This window comes from Candidatus Brocadiaceae bacterium (assembly GCA_012728835.1).
GTDB lineage: Bacteria > Planctomycetota > Brocadiia > SM23-32 > SM23-32 > JAAYEJ01.
Genome location: JAAYEJ010000043.1, coordinates 1 through 25883, shown reverse-complemented (window position 1 = coordinate 25883; position 25883 = coordinate 1). Strand labels below are relative to the sequence as shown.

Sequence of the window (25883 nt, the reverse complement as noted above, 5' to 3'; positions counted from 1 at the left end):
TCTCCCGCGGGGTCAGGGATCGAGGCTACCAGCGGAAGTAGCGGTACGGATCATCTTCCGCCACAGGTTCGTCCAGGTAGAGGCCCTCGAGCCACCGCCCGGCCGTCGGCTCGGCCTCGACCGGGTCGGCGAATCGCCCGGGCAGGGGCGTCCGGAGGGGCACGCCCGTGTTGGCCAGCAGGCGGTTGACGGCGAAGCTCGAGCCCTGGAAGCCGCGCTTGGCGTTGTAGAGCCTCCGGTAGTCGATCTGCCAGGGGACCAGTTGCAGGAAGCTCGCGGGCGGATCCTCCCGGTGGGCCAGCACGCCGTTGCCCAGGACGGCGGCCCCGGAAGCGACCAGCCACAGTGTGCGGGGGTCACGGATCATCAGGTCGCCGCAGCCGATTCCCGCCGCAGCCGACCCGGCCCCGGGCGGCTCGAAGACGCACGCGATGTGCTCGTCCTCGTGGAAGGTGATCCCGCCGGCGATCAGCGCAGCGGCGTCCTCCGGCACGATGCCCACGGCGACCACGCGGCCGCCCGCTCGGATCCAGGATGCGAGCCCGGCCGCGTGCGCGCCGACGCGCTCTGCGGCGCCCGGGCCCAGGACCACGACGCGGTCTTCGCCGAGGGTCTGCCCGGTGTAGAGTTCCGCGTCCGCACCGGCGGCTCTCAGGTGCTCGAATCCGGCCTCCTCGCCCGCGTAGACCGCGATGCGGGCGGGCGACGGGCTGTAGCCGGCCACGAATTCGAGCAGGTTGGCCGCCAGTTGCCGGGCGGCCGGGTCTTCCCGGGTGCGCCCGGTCACGTCGGCCTGGCAGAAGGCCATCAACCCTCGCCCCTCCGTGTGCAGCAGCAGGGGGCTGAACTTGAGCGCGAATCCTCCGTCGACCAGCGGCAGGAAGTCGCCGCACGTGGGCTTCTCGATGGCGACCGAGCAGACGTTGCCGTAGCAGCCGGCGCGTCCCGGGCGTTCGGACTCGAACCCGCACCAGGTGGCCTTCGGCTTGGTGTTGGGGTCCGGGTTCGTCATGGCCGGCGGCACCAGCGTCGCCTCGCCGTGCCAATCGCGCAGGTTCCGCTCCGACAGGCCCCTCAACACGGGATGGTCGGGCACGCGGGCGAAGGTCTTGCGCAGTCCGTACTCCGCCACGCGGAAGCCCAGGCGCCGCTCGAGCACCTCGGCCGTCTGCTCGAAGACGACGACCTTCAGGCCGTCCCGGACGCCGGAGAGGTCCGGTCCGGGGCCGTCGACGGTGAGTGCCCGCTTGCCGATCACTACAAGGTTGTAGCCGCTCAGGTCGGTCCCGGCCTCGACGGCCTCGAACGGCACGTCGAGGGCCCGCAGCAGGGCGGCCGTCTCGCCCGCCGGGTCGAAGAGGGCCACCGTGCCCCGGAGCGCCGACCGCCGGGGCGCCGGCGCCAGCACGTGCAGGGCCAGCGAGTGCTCCTGCACCTCTCCGGTGTCGAAGGCGGCCTTGAGGTCGATGGCGTACTCCCCCGGCTCCAGGGCGTCCGGCAGGGGGAATCGGAGGGGGCTCCGGCCGTTCTCGCCGGGTTCGACGCGGATGGTCGCCTTCCCGCGCACTTCGTCCGGCAGGGAGACGGTCCACGTGCAGTCGCAGACGACGGGGCGGCGGGAGTCGTTCACGACGATCACCTGTTTGTCCACCTGCTCGCCCGGCAGGTAGTTGTGTCCCTTCTCGGTGAAGCGGAACGATCCGCCGGCGATGTAGGCCAGCAGGGGGCGGTTGTAGCGGAGCAGGGCCTCGCCGCGCACGTTCAGCGGCCAGTCGCTCACGCTGTTCGTGAGCGTGTACTGCATCCGGCCCTCGACGGGGATCCTGTCCACGCTCAGGCCGGGGCGCTGCAGGTTCTCCCAGTCCGTCGGCAGGTCGACCGGTTTCGGTTCGACGCCTTCGCGGACAGAGCAGAGGTTCCAGTAGTGCCAGATGTTGAAGCCGGACAGGCCGAGGGTGCGGAAGTACGGCCAGGTGTGCGTGATGTACTCCGCCTGCACGCCGCGCAGGTTGGGTATGTCGGTGGCGATCAGGTGGCCCAGGGGGTAGCGGCCCCGGTCGAAGGGCTCGCCGATGCGCCACTGCTCGGCCTCCCAGCGCAGCCGGCCGGTCTCGAACTCGCTCAGATCGTAGGCGGCGTCGCCCCGCAGCAGTGCGCCCCATTCGGTGTAGTGATACTGCTGGAGCTGCGGCGCCCGCCATGCGTTCCACGGCCCGCGGCCGGAGTTGTAGCTGAAGATGAGCGGTTCGCCGTACTCGACCAGGAACAGCGCATGCCGGCCCTCGCGTGCCCAGTGCTGGAACCACTCGGCCCGTTCCTGCATCGGCACCCAGTTCAGGTAGCAGTTGACGGTGTAGATGTCGGGCGCCGGGCCGGAGTGATTGTAGACCGGGTGGGCCGTGTCGAACTCGCGCAGGATGGCGATGCGGTCCCACATCTGCGCGTTGCGTCGCCGATACCAGTCGGGGAGGGCCTCCGGGAGAGGCAGGGGCGCCCGCTGGGGGTTCTGGTCGTCGCTGAACGCCAGCACATTGTGGTTCTGGCTGAACATGATGACGCTCGGATGGTTCTGCGCCTGGCGGACGTACCACTCCAGGTGCCGTCGGTAGGCGGCGACCGCCTCTTCCGTGGACCAGTCGTAGGCGCGCATGCTCGGCAGCGAGAAGCAGAGCAGCATGCCGGTGTCGTCGCCGGCCTTCAGCATGCCGTCGAAGCCGATGTGCGATCCGGGCGTGCAGCCGTAGTTGTGCGTGTAGACGGCATTGAAGCCCAGCATCTGATGCCGGCGGATCGTTCCGCAGGCGGCCTCGTAGGTGGCCGTGCCGGGCCGGATCTGGGCCGAGTCGATGGGGACGGCGCGCAGGTGGACGCGGCTGCCGTTCAGGTAGAAGTCGCGCCCGTCGATCCAGAACTCGCGGAACCCGAAGCGCACCGGGTGTGCGGCGTCCAGCGTCCGGCCGTCCTCGACCAGTTCCACGAGCAGGTCGTACTGATTCCCGGGCGTGTCGGCGTCCCAGAGCTTCGGGTCGGCCCATGCGCTGCGGAGCGTCATTCGGCCTCCTCCGGCCCCGGTCTCCACGAGTTCGCCGCCGCCGGCCGCCAGCACCTCGCGGCCGTCCTCCATGACGCGCACCCGCAGTGCATAGGGGCGTCCCTCGCGGAGGCCCTCCACGCCGGCCTCGATGGTCAGGAGCCGGCGACGGACGGACGTGTCGACCCGCACGTGCGTGATGCGCTCGCCGGACGGGACGCCGGTCAGGTAGACGTCGCCTACCAGGCCGCCGCGCGCGATGCCGGCCGCGCGCCTGCCGGCGCCATCGCCGGCAGGCAGCATGGCGTTCTGCTCACGGGTCAGGCGCCGGGCGAACGCCTGAATGGCCAGGGAATGCGTGCGGCCGGGCGTGACGGCGGCCGTGATGTCCGCCTCGCCGCCGGGGAAGATCAGCGTGCCGGCCTCCCGGCCGTCGATGAAGATGCGTGCGAAGGAGTTCAGCCACTGCACGGAGAGGCCGACGCGCCGGCCCTCCCAGTGCTCCGGGACGGCGATTTCGCGCTCGTACCAGGCCGCCTGCAGCCCGCGCAGTCGGTCCTGCCATCCCTCGGCGGCGTAGATCGTCTGGTCGCCGTTGGTGTCGGCGGGCCAGGGGCCGGGCACCTTGAAGTACCCCCACCCGCTCCCGGGGGGCGGCACCGGCTCCTCGTCGGCACCTGCGGGCTGGAACCGCCAGAGGCCGTTGATGCAGATGCGCTCGCGCGTGGCCGTCGTGTCGCGGTGCGCCTGCCGCACGTCCCAGACGGCGCTCACGCCGGGCGGGAGCACAACGTCCGCCGACTGCCCGGCGCGGGCGCCCGACGGGAGAGAGGTCCACAGAGCGAGGAGACAGACGACGGCGATGCGGCTGGAGCACGTCATGGCGTCCCTCCGATCCGGGCCCGGCTGCTGCAGGGCTCTTCCCAACTCCGGATGTGCACGGACGGCCTCCCGGGCCCCGAGGGCGGGATTCTATGCACGTGCCGGCGGGTTGTCAAACGGTTCGTGCGCCGCCCCTACAGCAGGTGCTCTCCCCGGTAGTAGTCGGCGCGGGTGCGGATCTCGAACTCGCGCACGATGTCGCGCGCCGTGGTCTGCGTGCCGTGGTAGTAGAGGATCACGTCGCCTTCGGCGCGGTGGATGTCCAGCTCCAGCTCGGGGCCGTACTTCTCCTTGGCGGCCTGCACGGCGTTCCGGTTGCCGTAGTAGGGGGCCAGGACGCAGTCGAGCTGGAATTCGTGCGTGAGCGCCTGGGCGAACATGTTGGCGCGCGCCACTACGTAGCCCAGGGGGTTGACGAACATGCTCTCGTGTCCCTGCGCGTGGCTCGACACCGCGTGGAAGGAGTAGAGGTACGCCCAGGAGCGAAGCAGCATGCCGCCGGGGAAGTAGGTGGTGAACAGCAGGACCTCGACGCCCTGGTCGTAGTAGTGCCGCAGGAGCGGCTGGAAGTTCAGGTCGTAGCAGATGGCGATGCCCAGTCGGCCGAAGTCGGCGTCGAATGCCTCCTGCCGACGCTCCCCGGGGACGAGGCCGGCGGCGGCCTCTCCGCCGGTCAGGTAGGTCTTGTGGTAGGCGTAGACGGGGGAACCTCCGCGGTCGAAGATCACGGTCGAGTTGCGCGGCACCCCGTCCAGACGGGTCAGAAGGGGGGCGGCCACGTAGGCGCCGTAGGCCCGGGCGGCCGCGCCGAGGCGCTCGTAGGCCTCGTTGCCTTCCTCCTCGATGTTGGCCGGGTCGGCGAAGGCGCCCGGCACGTCGTTGCACAGGAACGTCTCGGGCAGCAGGAACAGGTCGGGGGCATCCAGCGCGCCCTGCTTCATCTTCGCCTCCGCCTCGCGGAAGCGGTCCTCCTTCGACGAACGGTTGCCGTGCACCAGCGAGTTCATGGAGATCGTGCAGATGCGCGCCTTGCGGGACATCGAAGTCTCTCCTTCCGAGGGGCTGCCGCACTCCGTGGGGGCATTGAGCGGATTCTACCACACCCGTCCGGCGGGGTCGCGGTCGCGCGGGCGCCGACCTCCGGGGCGGATTGGCGCGCAGGTTCCGCCGCCGCCGTCCGTTTAACACCCAGGAGAGGCCGGACACACGGGTGTCCGGGGCACAGTGAGCGGGGTTCTGGCGGAGGAGACGGAGATGTCGTGGAGAACGGTGGCGATGGTTGCGGCGGTGGCGTTGGTGGGGAGCCTTCTGGCCGGGACGGTCTACTGCCAGCAGGCCGGCCCCGGGCGGGGTGCCGGCGGCGGCCGGGGCGGATGGGATCCCGAGCAGATGCGTCAGCGGATGGCTGAGCGGATGAGGGAGGCGCTGGGGGCGACCGAGGAGGAGTGGGCACTGCTGGGCCCGCGCGTCCAGAAGGTGCAGGACCTCTCGGGTCAACTGAACATGGGCGGCATGCGCATGGGCACGCGCGGCGGCCCGGGCGGCCGGCCGGTCCGGCGCGGCGCTGAGCCGCAGTCGGAGCTCCAGAAGGCCGTCGATGCGCTGCGGGAGACGCTGGCGGACGCGAACTCGACCGCAGATCAGATCCGGACCGGGCTGACGGCCATGCGGGAGGCCCGGGAGAAGGTGAAGGAGCAACTGGACGTGGCGCAGAAGGAACTGCGCGAGGTCATCACGATGCGGCAGGAGGCTCAACTGGTACTGATGGGTCTTCTGGACTGACATCCCTGGGCGCGGTCCGGCGGCCGTCCGCACGGCGGGGCCGCCGGACTGCGCAGTGTGGGGTTCATGAACGACATCCTGACGAAGATGTGCGGTGCGGGCCTCGTCGCCGCCGACTCGGCGGCCGAGGTCCGGCGCCTTCAGCAGGCGGGCACGCCGCTGGACGAGGCGCTGCGCGAGGCGGGGCTGCCCGAGGACGAGGTCCTGCGGTTCCTCGCCCGGGAGTTCGACATCCCGTACGCGGACCTGGAGGCCGACCCGCCCAGCCGGGAGGTCGTGTCCCGGTTCCCCGCACGCCTGCTTCTAAAGCACGGCCTGCTGCCCGTGCGCGAGGACGATGGCTGCGTGACGGTGGCCACCAGCCGGCTCTCGGACACGACGGGTCTGGACGAATTGCGGCTGGTCACCGGCCGCAACCTGCGCCCGGCGGCGGCGACGTCCGAGGAGATCAACCGCTGCCTGCGCAGTTTCCTCGGCGTCGGGGCCGACACCGTCCAGTCGCTCGTCTCGGAGGCCGACGGGGACAACGTCCAGGTCATCGACGTCGACACGGACGGCACGGTCGACCTGGCCGCTGCGGCCGAGGACGCCTCGATCATCCGGCTGGTGAACCAGGTGCTGACCGAGGCGATCGATCTGCGGGCGACGGACGTGCACTTCGAGCCGTTTGAGGACCAGCTCCGCGTGCGCTACCGCGTCGACGGCATCCTGCAGGAGGCCGTGATCCCGCCGGAGGTGCGGCGCTTCCAGGCCGCCATCGTCTCGCGCCTGAAGATCATGAGCCGCCTGGACATCGCCGAGAAACGGCTGCCCCAGGACGGCCGCATCCGCCTCAAGGCCGGCGGCCACGACGTGGACGTGCGGGCCTCGGTCATCCCCATGCTTCACGGCGAGGCCGTGGTGCTGCGCCTGCTGGACCGCAGCGGGGCCCTCCTCGGGTTGGAGAGTCTCGGGATGTCCGACGAGGACTGCCGGCAGTTCGAGCGCATCCTCCAGGTCCCGCACGGGATCATGCTCGTGACCGGCCCGACCGGGAGCGGCAAGACGACGACCCTCTACGCGGGCCTCTCGCGCATCAACGACATCGACCGCAAGATCATCACCATCGAGGACCCGGTCGAATACCACCTGCGCGGCATCAACCAGATTCAGGTGTCCACGAAGGCGGGGCTGACGTTCGCCCTCGGGCTGCGGTCCATCCTGCGGCACGACCCGGACGTCGTGCTCGTGGGCGAGATCCGCGACCTGGAGACGGCCGAGATCGCCGTGCAGGCCTCTCTGACGGGCCATCTTGTCTTCAGCACGCTGCACACCAACGACGCCCCCGGTGCGCTGACGCGTCTTGTGGACATGGGGGTGGAGCCCTACCTGGTGGCCTCGTCGCTGGAGGCCGTGCTGGCGCAGCGCCTTGTGCGCTGCATCTGCCCCGAGTGCAAAGACGAGTGCTCGCGCGCCGAGTGGGAGAAGCTGCGCCAGATGGTCGGCGACGAGATTCCGCAGAGGGTGTTCATCGGGCGCGGATGCCGCGAATGCCTCCGGACGGGCTATCGCGGCCGGCAGGGGGTCTTCGAACTGATGCCCGTGACCGACGAGATGCGCGAGATGATCCTGCGCAACGTGTCCTCCCGCCAGATTCGCCGCCTGGCGATCGAGCAGGGGATGAAGAGCCTCCGGCAGGACGGCTGGCGGCACGTGGCGGCGGGGCGCACGAGCGTGCAGGAGGTCGTGCGGGTGACGCGCGACGAACGCGGCAACGGCTCCCTTCCGGTGTGATACGCATTCAGGGCAGGACGACCCGATGGCGACGTTTGCCTACAGAGCGGTGGACCAGGCCGGCCGTGAGGTGGCCGGAAGCCTCACGGCCGACGGCCGTGCCGCCGCGCTGGACGAACTGGAGGCGCGCGGCCTGACGCCCGTGGCCGTGGAGGACTCGGCGCCGGCTGGTGCGCGGGGGCGCACGGGCGGGCGGCCGGGGAAGGTCTCGCGTGCGACGGTGGACGCGTTCACGCGCGAGCTGGCCAACCTGCTGGCCGCCGGCGTCTCGCTGAGCCGCGCGCTCTCGATCCTCAGCGGCCAGGCGGCGCATGCGGCGGCGCGGCGGCAGTGGCAGGCGATCCACGACTCGGTGGCCGACGGCGACTCGCTGGCGGACGCGCTGGCGCGCTGGCCGGCCTCGTTTCCGCCCGTCCACGTGGCCATGGTGCGTGCGGGCGAGGCCGGCGGATTCCTGGACCTGGTGCTGGAGCAGATCGCCGAGTTCCGCTCGCGCGAGCAGGATCTGGTCGGTCGGGTGAAGGCGGCGTTGGTATACCCCGTGGTGCTGGCGGTTCTGGCTGCCGGCGTGCTGGCGTTCCTGATGGCCTACTTCATCCCGCGGTTCTCGGGCGTGTTCGAGGAGTTCGGCGGGGCGCTCCCCTGGCTGACCAAGGCCATCGTGGGGGCCAGCCGCTTCATCGTGAGGAACGGCCTGGCGATCGCCGCCGTCGTGGCCGTGCTCGTGGTCGTGTCCAGGCGGGCGCTCTCGTCCGAATCGGGCCGGCGCACCTTCGAGCGCATGGTGCTGCACACCCCCGGCGTCGGGACCGTGTCCGCACGGTTCGCGCTGGTGCGCTTCTGCCGGATGCTGGGGACGCTTCTGGGGGCCGGCGTGCCGCTGATCGCCGCCCTTCGCGTGGCCAAGGAGGCCATCGGAAACCAGACGCTCAGCGACGCCGTCGACCGCGCCACGAGTGAGGTGCAGCAGGGCAGTTCGCTGTCCGCCAGCCTCGCGGCCAGTCCCGAGCTGTTCCCTCCGTCCGTGGCGGAGATGACCGCCGTGGCCGAGCAGACGGGGCGGCTGGACAAGGAGATGGTGCGCCTGGCCGCCTCCTATGAGGGCGACCTGGACCGACGCCTGCGCATGCTCGTGGCGCTGGCCGAGCCGGCGCTCCTGTTCCTGATGGCCGCCCTGATCGGGCTGGTGGTCATCGGCATGTTGCTGCCCGTGTTCACGCTTCAGGAGTTGATCCGATGAGAAGACCGAGGGAGAACGACGCAATGAACCGACGGACGACGCGACAGAACCGACGCCGGGCTGCCGGCCGCGGCGGCTTCACGCTGATCGAGCTTCTGCTGGTGTTGGTGATCCTGAGCGTGCTGGCTGCGGTCGTGGTGCCGAAGTTCGCCCGGCGGTCCGAGCAGGCGCGCATCACCGCGGCCCGAACGGGAATCGCGAGCCTGCAGACCGCACTGGACATGTTCGAGATCGACAACGGCCGCTACCCGACGACCGAGGAAGGACTGGCCGCGCTGGTCGAAGAGCCCGTCGACGCCGTCAGCTGGGGCGGGCCGTACATCAGCCGTACCGTCCCGCTGGACCCCTGGGGCAGGGAGTACATGTACAAGTACCCCGGCGACTACAACACGGACGGCTACGACCTCCACTCCCGCGGTCCGGACGGCCAGGACGGCGGGGGCGACGACGTCGACAACTGGTCGGAGCGGTGACATGGCGCGCGGCGCGGACATCGGCGGCGGGCGCGGCGGGTTCACGCTGCTGGAACTCGTCCTCGTCATGGTGGTCATCTGCACGGTGCTCGCCATGGCCGCCCCGTCCCTGCGCGGCTTCTTCGCCTCGCGGCAGACGCAGGACACGGCCGCCTATCTCGTTGCCCTGACGGAACTTGCACGTTCGCAGGCGATCAGCGAGGGCCGCGTCTACCGCCTGAACCTCGATCCCGTCGAGGGCACCTACTGGCTCACGGTTCAGGGCGGAGGGGACTTCGAGCGGCTGGAGACGGAGTTCGGGCGCACGTTCCGGCTGCCCGACGGCGTCCGGATGGAACTGAGCACCGACTCCGGCCACATCACCTTCCAGCCGACCGGGCGCGTCGATGCGGCCACGATCCGGCTCACCGGCCGGCAGGGCGACAGGGCCGTCGTGGCCAGTCCGTCGGCCACCGAGAGGTTCCAGGTCACCGACCTGCACGGAAGCGAGGTGCCCCGATGACGCATCGGACGACGCGCTCCCGGCGGGCGGGTTTCACGCTGGTCGAGGTCCTGGCCAGCCTTGCGCTCGTGGCGGTCATCATGCCTGTGGCGATGGAGGGCGTGTCCCTGGCGGTGGGCGCAGCCGGCCTGGCCCGCGATCGTGTGCAGGCCGCCGGCCTCGCCGAGGCCAGGCTGAACGAACTCCTGGCCGACGGGACCTGGGAGAGCGGAGACCAGGCCGATGAGTTCGGCCCGGACAGGCCCGGCTGGCGTTGGGAGGTGACCGTGGAGAACTGGACCGATACGCTGTTGCGCCAGGTGACCGTGACGGTGACCTGGCCGACCCGCGGGCGCCAGTACTCGCTGTCGATCACGACCCTCGCCTATTCGGGGGACATGTGATGCAGCGCCGCCGCACAGACCGGGCCGGTTTCACCCTCCTGGAGATGCTCTTCGCGCTCGGGATGATGAGCATGCTGGCGGGCGCGCTCTACTCCGCCCTGCACGTGGCGTTCCGGGCGCGCAGCATCACGCTGAGGGCGCTGAACCCCCCCCGACGGGCCGAGCTGGCCATGGAGATGCTGCGCCCGATGCTCGCAGCCGCCCTGCCGCCGACCGGCATCCTGGCCGGCGAGTGCATCGGCACCGATGAGGTGAGCGAAACGGGCGAGGACCTCGACAGCCTGGTCCTGTACGTGCGGGCGGCCCGCGGCGGCCTGCTGGGCACCCCCGCCGGCACGGTCCGCGTGGAGCTTGCGCTCAGCGACCCGGAGGGCCAGGAGGGACACCGCAAGCTGGTGCGGCGCATGACCGCCAACCTGCTGGCCCCCGAAGAGCCCGAGCCGGTTGAGGAGGTCCTGTGCCGGGGCGTCGTCGCCCTGGACCTGTGGTATTCGGACGGGACGAGCTGGCTGGAGACCTGGGATTCGCCGTCCATGGACAACAGCCTGCCGGTGGCCGTCGAGGTGACGCTCACGCTGGCCCCGGAGGCGGGCGCCCCGGAGGGCGCCGAAGGCTACGCCGCCACGCGTGTGTTCGCCATCCCGTGCGGCGGCATGGCCCCCGAGCAGCCGGCCGCCGGGGCTGGAAGCGGCGGCGCGTCGGGCCGAGGAGGCTGAGGTCCCGGTCATGAGGCAAGGCATCCACAGCGCGCATACAGGCCGGCGGGGCACCGTGCTGATCGTCACGATGTGGATCGTGCTGGTCATTGCCGGCCTCGTGCTCGTCTTCGGCCGCACGGTGCGCGTGGAAGCCGTCGCGGCGGCCAACCAGGTGGCCGCGCTTCAGGCCGAGGCGGTGGCGCGCGGTGCGCTCGCGTTCGCCATGGCCAAGGCCGCCGAGGCGGCCGCCTCGGCGGGCGCCGAGGGATCCGAGGACGCGGCCTCAGAATCGGAGGTCGAGGCCGTGCAGGTGGGCGACGGGTATTTCTGGCTTCTGCACGCCCATCCGAACGACAACAACGTGCGGCGCTATGGAATGACGGACGAGGCGGCCAAGGTCAACCTGAACACCGCCACGGCCGAGATGCTTCTGAAGCTGCCCGAGATGACGGCCGAGCTGGCCGCCGCGATCATCGACTGGCGAGACGCCGACGACGAGATCTCGCCCGGCGGCGCCGAGAGCGAGTACTACCTCCTGCTCGACGACGCCTACTACTGCAAGAACGGTCCGTTCGAGACGGTCGACGAACTCCTGCTCGTGGCCGAGGCGACGCCCGAACTCCTCTACGGGGCGGACCTGAACCTGAACGGCATCATCGACCCGCATGAGGAGGTCGCTGGGGAGCGCGGCTTCTACGACTTCCTCACCGTCTTCAGCGCGGAGCCCAACACGTCCGAGTCCGGCGAGGACCGGGTCAACGTGAACACCGTCGGCTCGGAGGCGGTCTCGGGCCTCCTGCGCGATGCGCTCTCGGAGGACCGCTATTTCGCCGTGATGGACCTCGTGCGCTCGGGGCGTCCGTTCGACAACGTGCTGGAGTTCTACACGCACACGGGCCTGACGCCCGATGAGTTCGCCACCATCGCCGACCGGATTGTTACCAGCGATGAGCAGGTGCGGCGGGGCCTGGTGAACGTCAACACCGCCCCGCGAGAGGTGCTCGCCTGCCTGCCGCAACTGGACGAGGGAGACGTGGACGCGCTGCTGGCCGGCCGCACGGGCACCCAGGTCGACCGGACGAACCTGGCCTGGGTGGCCGAGGCGCTGCCGCCGGAGAAGGCGGCGGCCATCGGCGGCCACATCACGACGCGGGGCTACCAGCGGACGGTCGACGTCGTGGCCGTCAGCGGCGACGGGCGAGCCTACCGGCGTTTCCGGGCGATCATCGACGTGCGGGGCGACGAGCCGCGCGTCCTCACCTGGTTCGACCTGACGCACCTGGGCTGGCCGCTGGAGCCGGAGATCCTCGAGGGACTCCGGCGCGGTTCGGGGCTGGAGAAGACGGCAACGATGATCGGAGACCGGTGAGCATGTTCGGCGCGCGCAAGATACTGGGGCTGGCCTTCGAGGACGGAGCGGTGCAGGTCGCCGAGCTTCGCGACGGCCGGCCGCTGCCGGAGGTGACGCGTGCGGCCCGGTTCGTGCCGCCCGCCGACGCGGGGATCGGGGAGCCGGCCAGGATGGCGGCGGCCCTGCGGGAGTTCCTCGATCGGGAGGCATTCACCGCCCGCCGGGCCGTCATCGGCCTGCCGGCCTCGTGGCTGATGAGCCGCGAGTACAGCATCCCGCCGGCCGCCGGCGAGGCCCTCGTGGGCATCCTGCGGCTGCGGGCGGAGCGGGCCTTCAGCTCGCCGCCTTCGGAACTCTCGGTGGACTTCGCCGACCGTGTGGACGCCGAAGGAGCGCGCCCCGTCCTGATCGTCGCCTCTCTGCGCAGCCGGCTCAGCCAGGTCCTGGCCGCGGCCGAAGGGGCCGGGCTGAAGGTCCTGTCCGTGACGGCCTCGGCGCTCGCGCCGGCCGCCGACGGCGTTCTGCCGGACAGCCCGCTCGTCCTGCTGCGCGGCACGCCGGAGGGCTGGGAGTGTGCGCTGTTCTCGCGCCGGCAGCCGCGCCTGCTCAAGTCCCTGGCCGCCGGCACTGTGGCCGAGCAGGTGCGCCGCCTCCTGGCCCTTCAACCGAACGACGCCTGGTGGAGCGGCCCGGAGGCCGTCTGGACCATCGACTGGGACGGCGCCGGCACGGGCCCAGCCGACCTGGCGCGCCGGCTGGACCTGCCGGAGGCCTCGGCGGTCGACGCCGCGGCCGCCCTCGGCGTGCAGGGAATCGACCGGGCGGCGGGCTTCGGCACGGCGGTGGCGCTGGCCCGGGCCGGCCTTTCACAGGCCGACCCGCCCGTGGACTTTCTTCACACGCACCTGACGCCGCGTGTGAAGACGGGCAGCACCCGCACGATCGCCTGGGCCGCCATCCTCTGCGCGACGGCCCTGCTGGCCGTCCTGGCCTTCGTGCTGGACTGGCGCGCCGAGGCCCGCCAGGTGGCGGAGAGCCGCCGGTGGCTGGAAGAGATGAAGGACGACATCGCCGCTGCGGAGAGACTGATCGACAGGACGGCGTCCGCCCGGGGCTGGTATGATCGGCGGCCGCCCTTCCTCGAAGCCTTGCGCGAGGTGACGCTGACGTTTCCCGAACGGGGAACCGTCTGGGCCACCAGCGTCGGGATCAAGGAGAACATGGAGGGCAGCGTGATCGGCATGGCGGCCGATGAGCGGTCGGTGCTGGACGTGCTGGATCGCCTGAAGGGCTCCGAGGCCATGACGGACCTGCAGTTCCGCTACCTGCGCGAGGCCCAGGCCGGAGGGCGGGACGTCGCCTTCAGCCTGAACTACACCTACACCGGCACGGAGTGAAGCGTGAACCTGTCCCGTCGTGAACGCACGATCGCGATCATCGCCCTCGGGGCGCTGGTGCTGCTGGTGCTGGACCACTATGTCCTGACGCCGGTGCTGGACGGCCGCGAACGCGTTCGCATGGAGGCGCAGACGCTTATGCAGGACACGGAGCAGGCCCTGAACCTGTTCGAACGCAGCAAGACGGCCGCCCGCCGGTGGCGCGAGATGACGCAGGCAGGCATGAAGGAGGACGCCGCCGAGGCCGAGAGCCAGATGCTGCACGCCGTGCGCGACTGGGCGGAGCGGACGGGGCTGTCGCTGGCGTCGGTCCGGCCGGAGCGGGTGGCCGGCGGGGAGGACCTGAAGCAGATCACGTTCCGTGCCGCCGGCACGGGGCCGATGCGTTCGGTTGCGAGGTTCCTTTGGGAGATGCACTCCTCGCAGGTGCCGCTGCGCATCCATGACCTTCAACTGGGATCGCGCACGGAGGGCCGGGACGACCTGTCGCTTCAACTGCGCTTCTCGACGCTGTATGCGCCCCCGGCCGGAGAGGCGGCGAGGCCGTCCCGCGTGGCCGCTGCGGGTGCAGGAGGACCGGGGACATGAGGATGCGGCTGATCGCGTGCACTCTGGTTGCGGCCCTCAGCGCCGGGGTCGTCCATGCGGGCGAAGCCCCCGCGCCGGACGGCGACGGCTGGCGGCGTTTTGAGGTGCTGGTCGAGCGCAACATCTTCTCGCGCGAGCGCGGGCGCCGCGAGACCGTCACGCGGTCGGTCCCGCGGCCGGAGGCCGCGCCGCCGCCCGAACGCTCGGTGGTGCTGATGGGCATCATGAGGCAGGGCGACGGGTGGATCGCGTTCCTGGAGGACGCCCGCACGGGGCAGGTTCACAAGGTCGGGGTGGGAGACGCCATCCTGGAGGGCCGGGTGGCTGCGATCGGCATGGACTCGATCCAGTATGCGAAGGGCGACCGCGCCCTGACCGTGCCGATGGGCGGATCCCTGGAGGACCGCAGCGCACAAGGGACAGTGACGGACGTGGGGGCGCCCTCGGCAGGCGGCGAGGGCGCGCCGGCGCTGTCGGGCGAGCCGGCGGACCTTCTGGAACGGTTGCGACAACGAAGGCAGAGGGAGCTGGGACAATGAACCTCAAGTCGGGAAGACGGCGAGTGTCGGGTCGAGGCCTCATCTGGGCCGGCGTCGTCTGGTTCCTCGTGTTCCTGCTCGGTGCCCCGGGCACGGTGGCATGGGCCCAGGACGACACGCAGGGCGAGGCGCCCAACGGCGCCGGGGCGGCGAGCGAGGTGCAGCGGGAGGAGGAGCCGGAGGAGGAGGAGGAGGACGAGCCGGAGGAGGAGGAGGAGGACGAGCCGGAGGAGGGCGAGGCACCGTTCGGGCCCGAGCCGCCGCCAGTCGAGGCCCTGCGGCAGGGCCTCGAGGAGCCCGACGCGCCGCTGCGGCCGTTCGGAGGTGAGGTGCGCACGTGGGAAGGCCCGTTCGGCGTGCCGACGCCCTTCGGAGACCCGGCCGCCGTCCTGGTCGAGCCGCCGCCGTCGACGGGAGCGGCAGGGGGCGGCATCCTGATGAACTTCCAGGACGCGCCGCTCTCGGCCGTGCTGGAGCACCTGTCCGAAACGGCCGGGTTCGTCATCGTGCAGGAAGCCCCCGTGCAGGGCCGCGTGAGCATCCTGGCCCGGCAGCCCCTGGATGCCCGGGAGGCCGTGCTCCTGCTCAACACGGTGCTCAAGGAGCGCGGCTATGCGGCTATCCGCACCGGGCGCATCCTGCGCATCGTCACCCTGGACGCGGCCAAGGTGCACAACATCCCGGTGATGTCCGGCAGCGATCCCCAGGCCGTTGAGGCCACCGACGAGATGATCACGCAGGTGATTCCCATCCGATACGCCGACGCCGTCCGGCTGCGGGAAGACATCGCGTCCCTTCTGCCGTCCTATGCCGAGATGTCGGCCAACGTGAGCAGCAACTCCCTGATCCTGACCGACACGGCGGCGAACGTGCGGCGCATCATGCAGATCGTGCGTGTGCTCGACACCCACATGTCGTCCGTGGCGGAGGTCAGGGTATTCATCCTCGAGTATGCCAATGCGACGGCGGCCGCCCGTCTGATCAACGAGATCTTCCAGACGGAGGACCAGACCGCCCGCGGGCGGGCGCAGGCCCGGGTGGCCGTTCAGCGGTTCCGCGGGCCCCAGGCGGCACAGCCGCAGGGCGAGGGAGAGGGGGCCCGGAATCAGAGGGTCTACGCCGCCGCCGACGAGCGTACGAACACCGTCGTCGTCAGCGGGCCGGGCGACGTGCTGGCCGTGGTGGAACAGGTCATCCGGGAGCTGGACGCCAACCCCGCCGAAGAGGAGGGCGTGATGGTCTACCCGCTGAAGAACGCTACGGCGGACGATCTGGCCGGCGTCCTGAACAACCTGTTCAGCGAGCAGACCACGCGCGGCCGCACGACGACGGGCACGACGCGGAGAACCGGCACGACGACACGACAGACCGGCGGGACAACAGGCCGGACAACGGGAGGGAGACGGTGATGAGCGCACGGGTGATTCTCTGCGGTCTGCTCATCGTGGCGCTGGCCGGCGGCGAGGTGGCGGCGGCGGCCGCACAGAGGAGTGTCTCGGAGGCCGCGTCGCAGGCGGCCGCCAGCCTGGCCGGTGAGGTCCGGGTCGTGGCCGACTCCGATACGAATTCGCTGCTCATCATGACCGCCCCGGGGAACTTCGAGCGCGTCCGCGCCATCCTGGACGACCTGGACCGGGCCACGCCGCAGGTCCTCATCAAGGTGCTCATCGCCGAAGTCACCCACGACCGCACGGTGGACCTGGGCGTCGAGTTCTCGGTCCTGAACCTGCCGAACGTGACCGACGACTCCGTGGCGTTCACCGACTTCGGCGTCGCCAGCGCCACCCAGGGGCTGATCTTCCGCGGGGTCGGCGACGACGCACTGGCGACGATCCGCGCCCTGGAGATCGAGGGCAAGCTGGAGATCCTCTCGCGCCCCTACATCCTCGCCAGCGACAACCAGCAGGCCACCATCACCGTCGGCGACGAGGTGCCGTTCGTCACCAATACGCGTACCACCGAGACCGGCCAGACCATCAACACCATCCAGTACCAGGACATCGGGATCATCCTCAACGTCACCCCCCACATCAACCCCGACGGCCTGGTCATCATGGACGTCAACCCCGAGATCTCGGCCGTCACCGACAGCACGGTGCCGATCTCCGAGTCGCTGTCCGCAACCGTCATCAACAAGCGTTCGGCCTCCACGCGCGTCGCCGTCCGCGACGGCCAGACCATCGTCATCGGCGGCCTGATGGAGGACCGCAAGACCCAGGGCGTCCGTAAGGTGCCGATCCTGGGCGACATCCCCCTCCTCGGCGCGCTCTTCCGCCGCACCGTTACCGACAAGGTGAAGACGGAATTGCTCATCTTCCTGACGCCCCACGTCGCGCCCGAACCGGACATGCTCCGGGCGATGTCGGACGACGAGATGACGGGCGTGCATATCGTCCCGGGCGCCGTCGAGCCCGGGGCGTTCGACGGCCACATGCGGGGCATGGGCCTGGGACGCGGCCAACCGACCGGGCTCGAGGGTGCCGAATCGATCGAACTCCTTGAACTCCCGCTGCCCGGCTCGGAACTCCAGCCGCCGGCCGGCGCGGCAGTGGACGCCCTCCCCGTGCGCCCCGGTCAGGCGGGCCGCGGCGGGCGGGGTCGCCCCGATCGGTGAGGCGGTACGTGCGTCCCTTTGCCGGCGCCGGGCGGCGCGTGCTATGATTGCCGGCGGACCCGCCGTGTCTCACCCCGCCCTGCGGAGGCCGCACCGATGGAGTTCCTTCGTGAACTGGCCGTGGTCGTCCTCTACCTGCTGGCACTGATCAACCCGGTCAGCAAGATCTCCGTCATCGCCGCCTCGTCCTGGGCCGGGCAACCGGCGGAGTTCCGCGCCATCATCAACAAGTCCAGCGCCGTCGCCCTGGCCATCCTGTTCGGCACCATGCTGTTCGGGCAGTTCGTGTTCACGCAGGTCTTCCGCGTGGAACTGCACTCGCTGAACGTGGCCGGCGGCATCGTTGTGGCGTGGTTCGGCTTCAACGCGCTCAGGCAGGGGGTGTTCTTCGAGAAGGCGATCGAGCAGAGGCTCTCGGACATGGCCATCGTGCCTCTGGCGTGCCCGCTGATCGCCGGGCCCGCGACCATTGCCGCGTCGCTGACGATGACGGCGGCCGGCGACCTGCGGATGCCGGCCCTGGCCGTGCTCGTGGCCCTGGCGGTGAACCACGTGATCATGCTCTTCTCACTGCCGATCGCGGCCCTGCTGCGGGGGCTGAACGTGCTGGGGGCACTTGTGCGCCTGACCGGGCTCGTGGTGATGACCATCGGCGTGCAGATGGTCCTGAACGGCCTGCGCGCGGCCCGCGCGGGCCTGTAACGGCACGGCCGGCCCCCCGGGGCGGAGTGGGGGGACCGTCGTCCCCCCACTCCCGGTCGCCCGGATCAGCGCTTCTCGTCCAGCGGGCCGACGCCCGAGTAGACGTTGAACCCGCCGTCGACGCAGAGGGTGATGCCGTGGAGGAAGCTCCCCGCCTTGGAGAGCAGCAGGATGGTGGGGCCGACCAGCTCGTCCGGGTCGCCGAAGCGATCCAGCGGCGTGTGGGCGATGATCGAGCGGCCGCGCGGCGTCAACTCGCCGTCCGCATCGAACATCAGGTCGTGGTTCTGCGTTGTGTCCAGGAAGCCCGGTGCGATCTCGTTGACTCGGATGTCGGCCTCCGGGTAATCGACCTTCACCTGCACGGCCAGCCACTGGGTGAGGTTGGTGACGGCGGCCTTGGCGTTCGAGTAGCCGGGCACGTTCGTCAGCGGGGCGAGGGCGCTCATCGAGGACGTGTTGACGATGATGCCTTTGCCGGCGCGGGCGAAGTGGCGGCAGAAGACCTGGCTGGGCAGGAACGTGCCCTTGTAGTTCAGGGCGAACACCTTGTCCAGTTCGTCGGTGGACAGGTCGGTGAACTTGCCGTCGGGCGGCACGCAGGCCCCCTTGCGGTTGCCGCCGGCGCCGTTGATCAGGGCGTCGCACCGGCCGAACTCGGCCACGATCTTGTCCAGGGCCTCGCGAAGGCTCTCCTCGTCGAGCACGCTGCACTGGACGCCGATCGCGCGCCCGCCCTCGGCCCGGATCTCGTCGGCCAGGGCGTCCACCTTGTCGCCCAGGATGTCCAGCAGGGCCACCTGCGCCCCGTTGGCGGCCAGCGCCCGGGACAGGGCGCCGTAGATGACGCCGGCCGCGCCGGTGACGGCGACGACCATGCCGGAGACGTCGAACAGCTCCTCTGACTTCACGGTCATGACACGTTCTCCTGTGCCCGCACGGGGCGGGTTCCCGCACTCAGCCGGAATGGCCCCGGCGGAATCTCTCTTCGAAGGTCTTCAGCGACTCGGCGATCACGGCGGTGTCGCCGGGCGCCTTGCGGTCCACGACGAGCGCCAGCGGCGCCGACATGCCGAGCACGGGCGTGAAGCCGCGCTTGCCGATCACGTCGACGTACTGCGGGCCGGTTTCGTAGTCAACGGCGCCCGTGGGCATGATGATTCGGCCCTTGTGGCGCGGGCGGGCGAACGGCGCCAGCAGGTCCGAGACGCCCTTCGGCCCGTGCGAGCGGGCGGGGAAGATCTTGAACGCGTCCGGCTCCAGGCCGTCTTCGCGCTCCAGGAAGTAGTTGAACTCGGTGGGGGTGAACACGGCCGGGGAGACGAAGCAGTCGGCCTCGTGCGCGATCCGGACGAACTCGCAGCCCTCGCCGCAGCCGCCCATGACGTTGGCGGGCGCCACGATCATGTCGAACCCCATCTCGATGGCGGCGGCCAGCTCGCGGGGGTTGATCACGCTGCCGACGCCCAGCACGAAGGGGTTCTCGGCCGGCGACTCGGCGCGGAGCTTCACCAGGTCCTGCATCGCCTCGCGCAGGAGCCCCTCGTCGATGCGGAACGTCACCTCGGCGACGTAGCCGGCCTCGTAGACGGCCCGCATGGTGGTGACCATGTGCTCGGGCGTCTCGATGTGGCTCTTGTTCATGACGACGACGATGCCGCTCTTTCGCAGGGCGGCATCGACTCGCTTACGGTCCCGTCTGTAGTCGGCCATCGTGGTGTGTCCTCTCCCGTTATCTCAGGGCGCTGACGCCGCCGCCCGTGAGAGCCCGCTTGACTTCCTTCTCGACGTCGGCCTGCTTGACCATCGTGGTGTCGCCCGGCGTCTCCTGCACGCAGATGCCGTGGGCGGCGCCCCACTGGACGGCGTCTTCCAGCGACTTGCCCTTCAGCAGGGCGGCGGCCACTCCGGAGGCGAAGGAGTCCCCTCCGCCGGTGCGGTCGGCGATCTCCACGTTCTCGCGCACGGCCGCCAAATGGATCCTGTCCTCGGCGGTGTCGTAGAGCACGGCGCCCCAGTTGATGCGGTCGGCGCTGAGGGCGGCGCGCAACTGCGTGCCGATCAGCTTCAGGTTCGGGTACTTCGCGGCAACGTTGCGGAGCAGCTCCGAGTAGGCATCCAGCCAGACCTCGAACGGCTCGTCCTTGCCGACTTTCCGGCAGGTCTCGCCGAGGGCGTCGTCGAAGTCGCTCTGGTTTCCGACCAGGAAGTCGGTCAGGGCGACGATCCGGCGGTTCTGCTCGCGGGCGCGTTCCTTGTCCGGTTCCACCTTCGAGCGGTAGTTCAGGTCGAACGAGCGGAAGGTGCCGGCGCGGCCGGCGGACTCCATGGCCTCGATCGCAGCGGCGCCGGAGGTGGGGGAGATGAGCGTGTAGATGCCGCCCGTGTGGAACCAGCGCACGCCCTGCGCGAACAGGCCGTCCCAGTCGAAGTCCCCCGGCTTCAGCTCGCGGATGGCCGTGTGCGCGCGGTAGTACTCCGTCACCGACGGCAGCACGCCCTTGCCGCTCCAGGTGAAGTTGATCCCGTTGCAGAGCGTGCCCTTGGCGTCGGTCGAGAACCGTCCCTTGCCGGCGGTGTTGAACCAGACGATGTGGGCGGTGTCGACGCCGGCCTCGCGCAACTGGTTCTCGATGTTGCGGCCGATTCCGTCGTCGACCAGGGCGGTGACGACGGCCGTGCGGAGCCCGAAGCAGTAGGCGAGCCCTTCGGCCACGTTCGTCTCCCCGCCGCCGTGCCAGATGCGGCCCGTGCGCGCGCGGGCGGTGGGCACGTCGCCGGGGTCGATGCGCATCATGACCTCGCCCAGCGATACCTCGTCATAGCGGCACTGCGCGGCGTCCTTGAACTTCAGGTCAGCCATCTTCCGTTCCTCCAGGCTTGATCTCGGAGTTGCACGAATCCCCCGGGCGGCGCCTTTCACAGCACTTCCGGGTTGACGCAGTAGAGCGGCTTCCCGCCGGCCAGCACCAGCGCGACGTTGCGCGCCGTGGTCCGCTGGAGCGCCTCCTGCGCCTCCTCGCTGTACCAGCCGGCGTGGTCCGTCAGCACCACGTTGTCCAGATCGAAGAGCTTGTAGTCGGGCGGCGGCGGCTCCTGCTCGTGCACGTCCAGCCCGGCGGCGGCGATGCGGCCGGCCTTGAGCGCCTCGTACAGGGCGTCCGTATCGACCACGCCGCCGCGCGACGTGTTGACCAGGATGGCCGTGGGCTTCATGGTGCCGAGCGCGTCGCGGTCGATCAGGTGGCGGGTCGCCTCGGTCAGCGGCACGTGCAGGCTGACGAAATCGCTCCGGGCCAGCAGTTCCTGGAGCGGCACGGCCCGCGCGCCGGCCTTCTCGATCCGGTCGGCCGGGATGAACGCGTCGTGCACGAGCACCTCCGCCGGCTCGAAGCCCGCCATCTTGCGGTGCAGCGTGCGGGCGATGGCGCCGTAGCCGACCAGGCCCAGCACCTTGCCGGCGATGCGGTAGACGGGCTCGCGGGCGCCGATGTCCCACCGGCCCGCCCGTACCTGCCGGTCGCGGCTGCTGATCCGGCGCACGCAGGCGAGCAGGAGGGCCAGCGCCTGGTCCGATACCTCCTCGTTGCAGTAGTCGCGCACGTGGGCGACCGGGATGCCGCGCGCCGTCGCGGCGGCCACGTCCACGTTGTCGACGCCCACCCCGTAGCGGGAGATGACGCGGCACTTCCGCATCGCCGCGATCGCCCGCGCACCGACCGGCGCCATGCGCGTGATGACGGCGTCGGCGTCGGCGCACTCGGCGGCCACCTGCGCCTCATCGGCGCACTGCGCCAGCACGAGTTCGGCGCCGGTGGGCGCCAGTTCCTCACGCTCGGGCTCGTAACTGGCGTATCCGAGGTCCGTGATGACAACCTTCAGTCTGCCGTCGGCCATGGGAGGCTCCCGGGGCAGGCGCGGCGCGGTCAGATGCCTTCCGTGCCCGTCTGCACCATCTCGATGTTCTGGTTGGGACAGCGATGCGCGCACATGCCGCAGGCCACGCACTTCTCCTCGTCGAACACGACGCGGCCCTGCGGGTCCATCCGGTAGGCGAAGACCTTGCAGATGTCCACGCAGACCTCGCAGCCGGCTCCGCAGCCGCAGGCCAGGCAGCGAGATGCCTCGGCGACGGCCTGTTCCTGCGTGAGCGGCTGCGCGAACTCCTCGAACGTCAGCCGGCGTTGGGCCGGGGGCAGCACGATGGGATCCGGCCGCCAGGCCCGCGGGCGGTCGGCGGTCCGGGCCAGCACCATCTCCTTGTCCGACATCACCTTCTCGGGATCGTAGGCCAGCACGGCCTCGTCCCCGGCCAGCAGCCGGTCGATCGAGGCCGCGGCGCGCTTGCCGTCGGCCACGGCCTGAATGACGTTCTGCGGCCCGCGCGTGCAGTCGCCGCCGGCGTAGACACCCGCCACGTTCGTGGCCAGCGTCTCGGGGTCGACCTGCAGCGCGCCGGACGGCGTCGCCTCCAGGTCCTGCGACGGCGGCCGCACGCGCTGGCTCACGGCCGCGATCACCGTGTCCAGCTTCAGCGTGAACTCCGTGCCCGGCACCTCCGCCGGCCGGCGCCGCCCCGATTCGTCCTGCTCGCCCAGCACGTAGTTGAGCATCTGCAGCCCCTCGACCCGGTCCCGGCCGACCACGCGCTGGGGGGAGACGAGGTACATGATCTTCACGCCCTCCTCTTCCGCCTCGCGCACCTCCTCGGCGGTGGCGGGCATTTCGTCGCGCGTGCGGCGGTAGAGCACGAACACCTCCTGCGCGCCCAGCCGCACGGCCGTGCGCGCCGCGTCGATGGCCGTGAAGCCGCCGCCGATGATGCCCACCCGCCGGCCGATCTGCGGCCGCCGGTCGCTCCAGACGTCGCGCAGGAACTCCACCGCCCCGATGCAGCCCGGCAGGTCCTCGCCCGGTATGCCCGGCTTCATGCTCTCCTGCGCCCCGATGCCCAGGAACACCGCCGCGCAGCCGTCCTTCCTCAAGTCTGCCAGCGTGAAGTCCCGGCCCAAGGCCGCCTCCGTCCGGAACTCCACCCCCAGGCCGCGCAGGACGTCGATCTCCTTCTCGACGTCCTCCCGGGCCAGCCGGAAGGTGGGGATGCCGGCCGTCAGCATCCCGCCCAGCCGTGCGGAGGCCTCGAAGACCGTCACGCGGTAGCCCGCCCGCGCCAGGTCGTAGGCGCAGCTCAGGCCTGCCGGGCCCGACCCGACGATCGCCACGCGCGTCGCCTTCGGCTTCCCGCGCCGGTCCAGCAGGTTCGGCGTCCACCCCTCGCGTTCGGCCATGGCCAGGACGAACCGCTTGATCTCGCGGATCATGATCGGCTGGTCCTTCAGCCCGCGCGTGCACTCGGTCTCGCACGGGTGGTCGCACACCTTGCCGCAGATCGACTGCAGCGGCGAGCGCGACATGATCAGCTGGTAGGCCTCCTCGAACTCCTCCTGGGCGACCTTGCGCACGTAGCCCTGGGCGGGCACGGAGTTCGGGCAGGCGAACGTGCACGGCGCCACCAGCCCGTCGCGGATCTTCTGCGCGTGGCCGGGGTAGATCGTCAGGTCCGGCGCCGCCGTGATGGCCGGCACAACGATGTCGCGCATGGCGCGCGGGGTCGCGTAGCCCTTCTCGGCCATGTACTGCCTGAACCCGTGGATGAACTCCGGCATGAAGCCGAACCCCTTGACCAGCGTGGCCGTGCAGAGGCCCACCAGGTCCGCCCCGCACATCATCATCTCCACGGCGTCCTGCCAGGTGCTCACGCCGCCCGTGGCCGTCAGCACGGCGTCGGGCCCCACCCGGCGCCGCATCGTGTAGACGTCGCGCAGGGCCAGGGGTTTCAGCCACTCGCCGTTCATGCAGGCCATGCTGATCTCTTCCTGCAGCGCGAACGAAGACCTGGTGGGCCGGTCCAGGTCCAGCGGGGGGATGCCCAGTCGGTTGCCGTTGCCGCCCACGGCGTCGGCCCCGGCCTCGAGGGCCGCTGCGGCGATCGCCGCCTGATCGCCGCCCTCCGGCGTGATCTTGACGAACAGGGGGATGGACGTGGCCTCCTTGCACGCGCGCACGATCTGCGCCACGGCGCGCTCATTCTGCCCCAGGCTGGCGCCCGTGCGCGGCCCGCCGGTGTCGCGGCCGCTCACCTCCAGGTTGAACGACATGTTCGGGCAGCACATGTTCAGTTCGTTCACGTGCGCGCCGGCGGCCTCGCAGCGGCGCGCCATCTCCGCCCAGCCCTCCAGGCCCGCATCGCCGGCGTAGGTGATGTTGGACCACAGCACCAGTTCGGGCGTGCGGCGGCGGCCCTCCTCGATCAGGCGCAGCAGTTCGTCCAGGACCAGCCGGCGCTCCGCGGTGAACGTCAGGAAGCCCTTCTGCGGGTAGTAGCCGTAGCGCGGGTGCCGGTTGATGTAGGGGAGGGGGTCCACCGTGAGCTTCAGCGAGGCGCCGCCCCAGCCCGTCGCCTGGATGCGCTCCAACTGTTCGATCGTCATCGTCGTCGGGCCGCTGGAGACGTAGAACGGATTGCGCATCCGCACGCCCGCCACCTCCACCGGCACGTCGAAGTCCGTGTATCTGGGCATGGTGCTCCTGTCCCGGTCTTCCTCCGGGTGCGTTGCGTTTCAGAACGGCCCGCGCACCGCGCGGCCCTCGGCGGCCGAGCGGTACAGCGCCTGGACGACCTTGAGGCACTCCAGCCCCGCCTGCCCGTTGACGCCGTACCTGGGCTCCTGGTCCTTCAGGATGCAGTCGACGAAGTACTCGATCTCGCGCACGTAGCCCAGGTTGTAGAACTCGTCGACCGCCGGCTTGGTCCAGCCGTGGGTGAAGTCGGCCTTCTCGATCGCGTAGCCGTAGCCCTTGCGCGAGTAGACGTCCACGTTCGAGCCGAACGTCAGTGCCACTTTGACGACGCCTTCGGTGCCGTAGATCTCCACCACGTCGTCCATACCGCCCACGGTGATGTAGTTGCCCTCGATGAAGGCGCGACGGCCGTCGCGGAATTTCAGCACGCCCACGGCCCAGTCCTCGCCCTCGAAGTCCTTGTGCACAAAGTTGTCGGCCAGCCCGCCGGTCGTCTGCCCCACCACCTCCACGACCGGATTGTCGGCCCCGCCCAGCAGGTAGAGGGCGTAGCCGATCGGGTGGATGCCCAGGTGGATCAGCGAGCCGCCGCCGCAGGTGCTCTTCTTCTTGGCGAAGGGCGAATGCGACCCGTTGTGGACCTCCTTGGCCTTCAGGTACAGTACCTCGCCGACGGCCCCCTCGGCCAGGATCTCGCCCACGCGCATCAGGCTCGGCGCAAACACCCAGTCCTCGGCGTAGAACAGCTTCACGCCGGCCTTTGCGCAGGCGTCGATCACGCGCTCGCCGTCGGCCACGGTCGTGGCCAGCGGCTTCTCGCAGATCACGTGCTTGCCGGCCTCGGCGGCCGCCACGGCCACCTCGTGGTGCAGGAAGTTGGGCAGGCAGACGCTCACCAGGTCGACGTCGGCGTGCGCCAGCATCTGCCGGTAGTCCTCGTACGTGTCGGGGATGCCCCATTCGGCCGCGAACGGCTCGAGGTTGTCGATGGCGGCCACGGCCACGACCTCCGCCGTGTCCAGGCGGCGGTAGCAGTCGGCATGGAAGCCTGCGGCGAACCTGGAGCCCACGATGCCGACGCGAAGTGGAGTCATCTCTCTCGGTCTCCGGAAGAACGAATCTGCGGTGGTGACGGACAGGCGGGCACACGCCCGACCGCGTCGGCTCATTCTATCGCCCCCCTGTGGGCCCGTCAAAGAGGCGCGCGGTCCCGCGCGGCCACCGCCCCTGGCGCCCTGGCGTCCCGGCGTGAGCGCCCGCCGTCGTCTACGGCATCCCAGCCGGGGGCGGCGGGGCTACACCGCCCTCGACAGGTTCAGGGCCAGGAGCTTTTCGAGGATCTCTTC

Annotated in this window: 22 protein-coding genes; 14 read left to right on the top strand and 8 right to left on the bottom strand. The window is 70.5% G+C overall.

Annotated features, from left to right (window positions below):
• Nucleotides 1–25: 25 nt before the first annotated feature.
• The gene (locus tag GXY85_06370) at nucleotides 26–3913 is read right to left on the bottom strand and encodes a hypothetical protein (protein NLW50454.1); all 3888 of its coding nucleotides are present in this window, start codon (nucleotides 3911–3913) and stop codon (nucleotides 26–28) included.
• A 134-nt stretch (nucleotides 3914–4047) separates the two neighbouring features.
• Complete coding sequence (locus tag GXY85_06365; protein NLW50453.1) at nucleotides 4048–4953, bottom strand: carbon-nitrogen hydrolase family protein; 906 nt, start codon at nucleotides 4951–4953, stop codon at nucleotides 4048–4050.
• A gap of 214 nt (nucleotides 4954–5167) precedes the next feature.
• On the opposite strand from GXY85_06365, the gene GXY85_06360 reads away from it, so the two are divergent.
• From GXY85_06360 to GXY85_06295, 14 genes are all read left to right on the top strand, one after another.
• Nucleotides 5168–5695, top strand: a complete 528-nt coding sequence (locus GXY85_06360; GenBank protein NLW50452.1) for a hypothetical protein — start codon at nucleotides 5168–5170, stop codon at nucleotides 5693–5695.
• A gap of 66 nt (nucleotides 5696–5761) precedes the next feature.
• Nucleotides 5762–7468, top strand: a complete 1707-nt coding sequence (gspE, locus tag GXY85_06355) for a type II secretion system ATPase GspE (GenBank protein ID NLW50451.1) — start codon at nucleotides 5762–5764, stop codon at nucleotides 7466–7468.
• Between the two features lie 25 nt (nucleotides 7469–7493).
• Nucleotides 7494–8708: a type II secretion system F family protein gene (locus tag GXY85_06350; GenBank protein NLW50450.1), complete on the top strand. Its 1215-nt coding sequence runs from the start codon at nucleotides 7494–7496 to the stop codon at nucleotides 8706–8708.
• Nucleotides 8709–8731: 23 nt separating this feature from the next.
• The gene (gene gspG / locus GXY85_06345; protein ID NLW50449.1) at nucleotides 8732–9181 is read left to right on the top strand and encodes a type II secretion system major pseudopilin GspG; all 450 of its coding nucleotides are present in this window, start codon (nucleotides 8732–8734) and stop codon (nucleotides 9179–9181) included.
• Between the two features lies 1 nt (nucleotide 9182).
• Nucleotides 9183–9683, top strand: coding sequence for a prepilin-type N-terminal cleavage/methylation domain-containing protein (locus GXY85_06340; GenBank protein NLW50448.1), 501 nt, complete (start codon nucleotides 9183–9185; stop codon nucleotides 9681–9683).
• Entirely contained in the window at nucleotides 9680–10066 is a 387-nt protein-coding gene (gene gspI, locus GXY85_06335; GenBank protein ID NLW50447.1) for a type II secretion system minor pseudopilin GspI, read from the top strand. Before GXY85_06340 ends, gspI begins: the two co-directional genes overlap by 4 nt.
• Nucleotides 10066–10782: a prepilin-type N-terminal cleavage/methylation domain-containing protein gene (locus tag GXY85_06330; GenBank protein ID NLW50446.1), complete on the top strand. Its 717-nt coding sequence runs from the start codon at nucleotides 10066–10068 to the stop codon at nucleotides 10780–10782. Before gspI ends, GXY85_06330 begins: the two co-directional genes overlap by 1 nt.
• Nucleotides 10783–10792: 10 nt before the next feature.
• Nucleotides 10793–12133: a hypothetical protein gene (locus GXY85_06325; GenBank protein NLW50445.1), complete on the top strand. Its 1341-nt coding sequence runs from the start codon at nucleotides 10793–10795 to the stop codon at nucleotides 12131–12133.
• The gene (locus GXY85_06320) at nucleotides 12130–13512 is read left to right on the top strand and encodes a hypothetical protein (GenBank protein NLW50444.1); all 1383 of its coding nucleotides are present in this window, start codon (nucleotides 12130–12132) and stop codon (nucleotides 13510–13512) included. The genes GXY85_06325 and GXY85_06320 overlap by 4 nt, the downstream gene beginning before the upstream one ends.
• Before the next feature lie 3 nt (nucleotides 13513–13515).
• Nucleotides 13516–14100 (top strand): hypothetical protein, encoded by a 585-nt coding sequence (locus GXY85_06315; GenBank protein NLW50443.1) that lies wholly within the window; start codon nucleotides 13516–13518, stop codon nucleotides 14098–14100.
• Nucleotides 14097–14639: a hypothetical protein gene (locus GXY85_06310; GenBank protein NLW50442.1), complete on the top strand. Its 543-nt coding sequence runs from the start codon at nucleotides 14097–14099 to the stop codon at nucleotides 14637–14639. Before GXY85_06315 ends, GXY85_06310 begins: the two co-directional genes overlap by 4 nt.
• 23 nt (nucleotides 14640–14662) lie before the next feature.
• Nucleotides 14663–16048 (top strand): hypothetical protein, encoded by a 1386-nt coding sequence (locus GXY85_06305; protein NLW50441.1) that lies wholly within the window; start codon nucleotides 14663–14665, stop codon nucleotides 16046–16048.
• Nucleotides 16048–17253, top strand: a complete 1206-nt coding sequence (locus GXY85_06300; protein ID NLW50440.1) for a type II secretion system protein GspD — start codon at nucleotides 16048–16050, stop codon at nucleotides 17251–17253. Before GXY85_06305 ends, GXY85_06300 begins: the two co-directional genes overlap by 1 nt.
• A gap of 96 nt (nucleotides 17254–17349) precedes the next feature.
• Nucleotides 17350–17955: a MarC family protein gene (locus GXY85_06295; protein NLW50439.1), complete on the top strand. Its 606-nt coding sequence runs from the start codon at nucleotides 17350–17352 to the stop codon at nucleotides 17953–17955.
• Nucleotides 17956–18020: 65 nt separating this feature from the next.
• Here the strand turns inward: GXY85_06295 and GXY85_06290 are convergent, their stop codons facing one another.
• From GXY85_06290 to GXY85_06265, 6 genes are read right to left on the bottom strand one after another with little or no spacing between them, the layout of a single operon-like run.
• Nucleotides 18021–18872: an SDR family NAD(P)-dependent oxidoreductase gene (locus GXY85_06290; GenBank protein NLW50438.1), complete on the bottom strand. Its 852-nt coding sequence runs from the start codon at nucleotides 18870–18872 to the stop codon at nucleotides 18021–18023.
• 40 nt (nucleotides 18873–18912) lie between these two features.
• Complete coding sequence (locus GXY85_06285; GenBank protein ID NLW50437.1) at nucleotides 18913–19668, bottom strand: bifunctional 4-hydroxy-2-oxoglutarate aldolase/2-dehydro-3-deoxy-phosphogluconate aldolase; 756 nt, start codon at nucleotides 19666–19668, stop codon at nucleotides 18913–18915.
• Nucleotides 19669–19687: 19 nt separating this feature from the next.
• Nucleotides 19688–20818, bottom strand: a complete 1131-nt coding sequence (locus GXY85_06280) for a sugar kinase (GenBank protein NLW50436.1) — start codon at nucleotides 20816–20818, stop codon at nucleotides 19688–19690.
• A gap of 56 nt (nucleotides 20819–20874) precedes the next feature.
• Nucleotides 20875–21852, bottom strand: a complete 978-nt coding sequence (locus GXY85_06275) for a C-terminal binding protein (GenBank protein ID NLW50435.1) — start codon at nucleotides 21850–21852, stop codon at nucleotides 20875–20877.
• A 29-nt stretch (nucleotides 21853–21881) separates the two neighbouring features.
• The gene (locus GXY85_06270; protein ID NLW50434.1) at nucleotides 21882–24536 is read right to left on the bottom strand and encodes an FAD-dependent oxidoreductase; all 2655 of its coding nucleotides are present in this window, start codon (nucleotides 24534–24536) and stop codon (nucleotides 21882–21884) included.
• 39 nt (nucleotides 24537–24575) lie between these two features.
• Complete coding sequence (locus tag GXY85_06265; GenBank protein ID NLW50433.1) at nucleotides 24576–25631, bottom strand: Gfo/Idh/MocA family oxidoreductase; 1056 nt, start codon at nucleotides 25629–25631, stop codon at nucleotides 24576–24578.
• Between the last annotated feature and the right edge of the window lie 252 nt (nucleotides 25632–25883).

Bases quoted from the DNA above. Each gene is read 5' to 3' on its own strand.
- GXY85_06370 (NLW50454.1), bottom strand. From the start codon at position 3,913: ATGACGTGCTCCAGCCGCATCGCCGTCGTCTGTCTCCTCGCTCTGTGG.
- GXY85_06365 (NLW50453.1), bottom strand. From the start codon at position 4,953: ATGTCCCGCAAGGCGCGCATCTGCACGATCTCCATGAACTCGCTGGTG.
- GXY85_06360 (NLW50452.1), top strand. From the start codon at position 5,168: ATGTCGTGGAGAACGGTGGCGATGGTTGCGGCGGTGGCGTTGGTGGGG.
- gspE (NLW50451.1), top strand. From the start codon at position 5,762: ATGAACGACATCCTGACGAAGATGTGCGGTGCGGGCCTCGTCGCCGCC.
- GXY85_06350 (NLW50450.1), top strand. From the start codon at position 7,494: ATGGCGACGTTTGCCTACAGAGCGGTGGACCAGGCCGGCCGTGAGGTG.
- gspG (NLW50449.1), top strand. From the start codon at position 8,732: ATGAACCGACGGACGACGCGACAGAACCGACGCCGGGCTGCCGGCCGC.
- GXY85_06340 (NLW50448.1), top strand. From the start codon at position 9,183: ATGGCGCGCGGCGCGGACATCGGCGGCGGGCGCGGCGGGTTCACGCTG.
- gspI (NLW50447.1), top strand. From the start codon at position 9,680: ATGACGCATCGGACGACGCGCTCCCGGCGGGCGGGTTTCACGCTGGTC.
- GXY85_06330 (NLW50446.1), top strand. From the start codon at position 10,066: ATGCAGCGCCGCCGCACAGACCGGGCCGGTTTCACCCTCCTGGAGATG.
- GXY85_06325 (NLW50445.1), top strand. From the start codon at position 10,793: ATGAGGCAAGGCATCCACAGCGCGCATACAGGCCGGCGGGGCACCGTG.
- GXY85_06310 (NLW50442.1), top strand. From the start codon at position 14,097: ATGAGGATGCGGCTGATCGCGTGCACTCTGGTTGCGGCCCTCAGCGCC.
- GXY85_06300 (NLW50440.1), top strand. From the start codon at position 16,048: ATGAGCGCACGGGTGATTCTCTGCGGTCTGCTCATCGTGGCGCTGGCC.
- GXY85_06295 (NLW50439.1), top strand. From the start codon at position 17,350: ATGGAGTTCCTTCGTGAACTGGCCGTGGTCGTCCTCTACCTGCTGGCA.
- GXY85_06290 (NLW50438.1), bottom strand. From the start codon at position 18,872: ATGACCGTGAAGTCAGAGGAGCTGTTCGACGTCTCCGGCATGGTCGTC.
- GXY85_06285 (NLW50437.1), bottom strand. From the start codon at position 19,668: ATGGCCGACTACAGACGGGACCGTAAGCGAGTCGATGCCGCCCTGCGA.
- GXY85_06280 (NLW50436.1), bottom strand. From the start codon at position 20,818: ATGGCTGACCTGAAGTTCAAGGACGCCGCGCAGTGCCGCTATGACGAG.
- GXY85_06275 (NLW50435.1), bottom strand. From the start codon at position 21,852: ATGGCCGACGGCAGACTGAAGGTTGTCATCACGGACCTCGGATACGCC.
- GXY85_06270 (NLW50434.1), bottom strand. From the start codon at position 24,536: ATGCCCAGATACACGGACTTCGACGTGCCGGTGGAGGTGGCGGGCGTG.
- GXY85_06265 (NLW50433.1), bottom strand. From the start codon at position 25,631: ATGACTCCACTTCGCGTCGGCATCGTGGGCTCCAGGTTCGCCGCAGGC.